This is a genomic window from Paenibacillus sp. FSL P4-0338 (genome assembly GCF_038002365.1).
In the GTDB taxonomy this organism is placed as follows: domain Bacteria; phylum Bacillota; class Bacilli; order Paenibacillales; family Paenibacillaceae; genus Paenibacillus_AQ.
The window spans coordinates 1-1,878 of the sequence record NZ_JBBOCG010000005.1 but is presented as its reverse complement, the minus strand read 5'-3'; the positions used below and the strand labels follow the sequence as shown (position 1 = coordinate 1,878).

The following is a 1,878-nucleotide window of genomic DNA, read 5'->3' as shown; positions in this document are numbered from 1 at the left end:
TTCCCTCATACGGCTTTCCGATGTTTGTCATTCATCGGCATGCAGATTACAATAGCGTTTTTAGTCCATATTGGATGGTCAAATATCTAACTTCTGACCGGGATCTCATCCATCTTCCTCGTTGTCTCTTCTTCGCATACCACCGGGTAAATCGTTGCAGAATATACCAATCCAGTTTTGCTAACCTCTTTTGGCTGTACTTTGTGTAATAGTAGTTTCTCCATCCTTGAATCTTGGGATTGAGCCATTCCACGTGTTCCGCAAACGATTTCGAACGCATGCTGGGCGGTGCTAATCTTTCTTTAACCACGCCTCGAATTCGTTCCTCCGCCTTCTTCGTTAGCCACTGCTGCGTGGTGTAATACACCTTGCCTTGGGATGTTTCTGCCTTCTTTTTCCGGTGGTGCATTCCTAAGAAGTCGAATCCTTCGTCTCCTGTCCATAAGCCGACAATACGGGTTTTGGTTGGGTGTAGCGTCAGCTCCAGACGTTCCATGATTCTGCGTATGAGTTCATACGCATGTCCGGCGTCCTTTTTAGTTTTACAGACCACCACAAGATCGTCTGCATACCTCGTGAGTTCACCTACTCCTTTCCCGTGTTTTTCCCACAGTCGGTCAAAATAGTTCAGATAGATGTTCGCCAAAAGTGGTGAGATCACTCCACCTTGTGGTGTGCCTAAATCGGAACGTCTTACGTTTCCTTCTTCCATGACTCCCGCCTGAAGCCACTTCCGGATTAACTTCAGGATTCGTCTGTCATTGATACGCATTTGTACCAATTTCATCAGTTTCTCCTGGTTAATATTGTCGAAGTAACCTTGGATGTCGACGTCGACTACCCAATTTCCTTTGCGGTTGCAGGCTTTCCGGATTCGATCCAGTGCTCCTTTCGCACTTCGCTTCGGGCGAAATCCGAAGGATACTTCTTCGAAATCCGCTTCGAAGATCGGTTCAATGACGAGTTTGGTTGCCATCTGCACCACTCGGTCGCGCACGCTGGGTATGCCCAGCGGTCTTGGTTTCCCGTCTTTCTTTGGGATATAGTGCCGCCGTACGGGCTGTGGGTGGTAGTTACCATCCTTTAATGCTCGCTCGCAGTCTTTGAGAAATTGCACTTCTCCTTGTTTCTCAATATCCGCGAGCGTCACCGTATCTACTCCGGCAGCCCCCTTGTTCGCTTTCACCCGTTTCCAGGCTTCACTCAGCACATCCCAGCGGTAGACTTTGTCGTACAGTGCATGGAATTTACGCTTGTTGTTCTCCTTGGCCGCATGACCTAGCTTTTCTTGGAGTTCTTGAACTTTTTCCTTAGGTGTCGTTAGCCTACTGGCATTCACTCACTCGTACCTCCTCCAAAAGCATAAACAAAGCAGGGCTCCTTCTCTCCCTAAGGTTATGTTGTCCTTAGGTTCCTCGGTACTATGAGCCCCTCGGACTCCCTTCCCACAGACGGTTCATTTCATCTTTTGGACTTATAGAGCGTCTTTTTACGGGTTTCTAAAAAAAAAATCCTCCCGTGTGGGGGAGGGTCTCCCCAGTTCACTATGTCTTCTTTCCTTCCATGCCGATCCCCATACGCCGGAGGATTCTTCACTGCCGTTCCAAGTTCTCTGCAGCTTCCATGGTCTTCACCCATATAAGCGAGGTTCGACTTCCTCTCTTCCCCCTTGCGGGGCCTTTATGACGACGCGGCAGGATTCACTTCATGTTACGGCCTGGCGGGTTGCTCGCCCTGTCTCTGACCGGACTTTTGTCGATGCGCTTCTACGCACGGATTTCGCCGTACGCAGGCATCCTAGCTACACGGGGGCTTGGCCCCTCCCGTGACCGGACTTTCACCGGTTAGAAGATACGCGCTTTCTGGGCACGCCTTATA

The 1,878-nt window shown here is 49.8% G+C and carries 1 protein-coding gene; it reads right to left on the bottom strand.

The window, feature by feature from the left end:
* Positions 1-46: 46 nt before the first annotated feature.
* Complete coding sequence (gene ltrA, locus MKZ07_RS33490; RefSeq protein ID WP_036694821.1) at positions 47-1,339, bottom strand: group II intron reverse transcriptase/maturase; 1,293 nt, start codon at positions 1,337-1,339, stop codon at positions 47-49.
* Between the last annotated feature and the right edge of the window lie 539 nt (positions 1,340-1,878).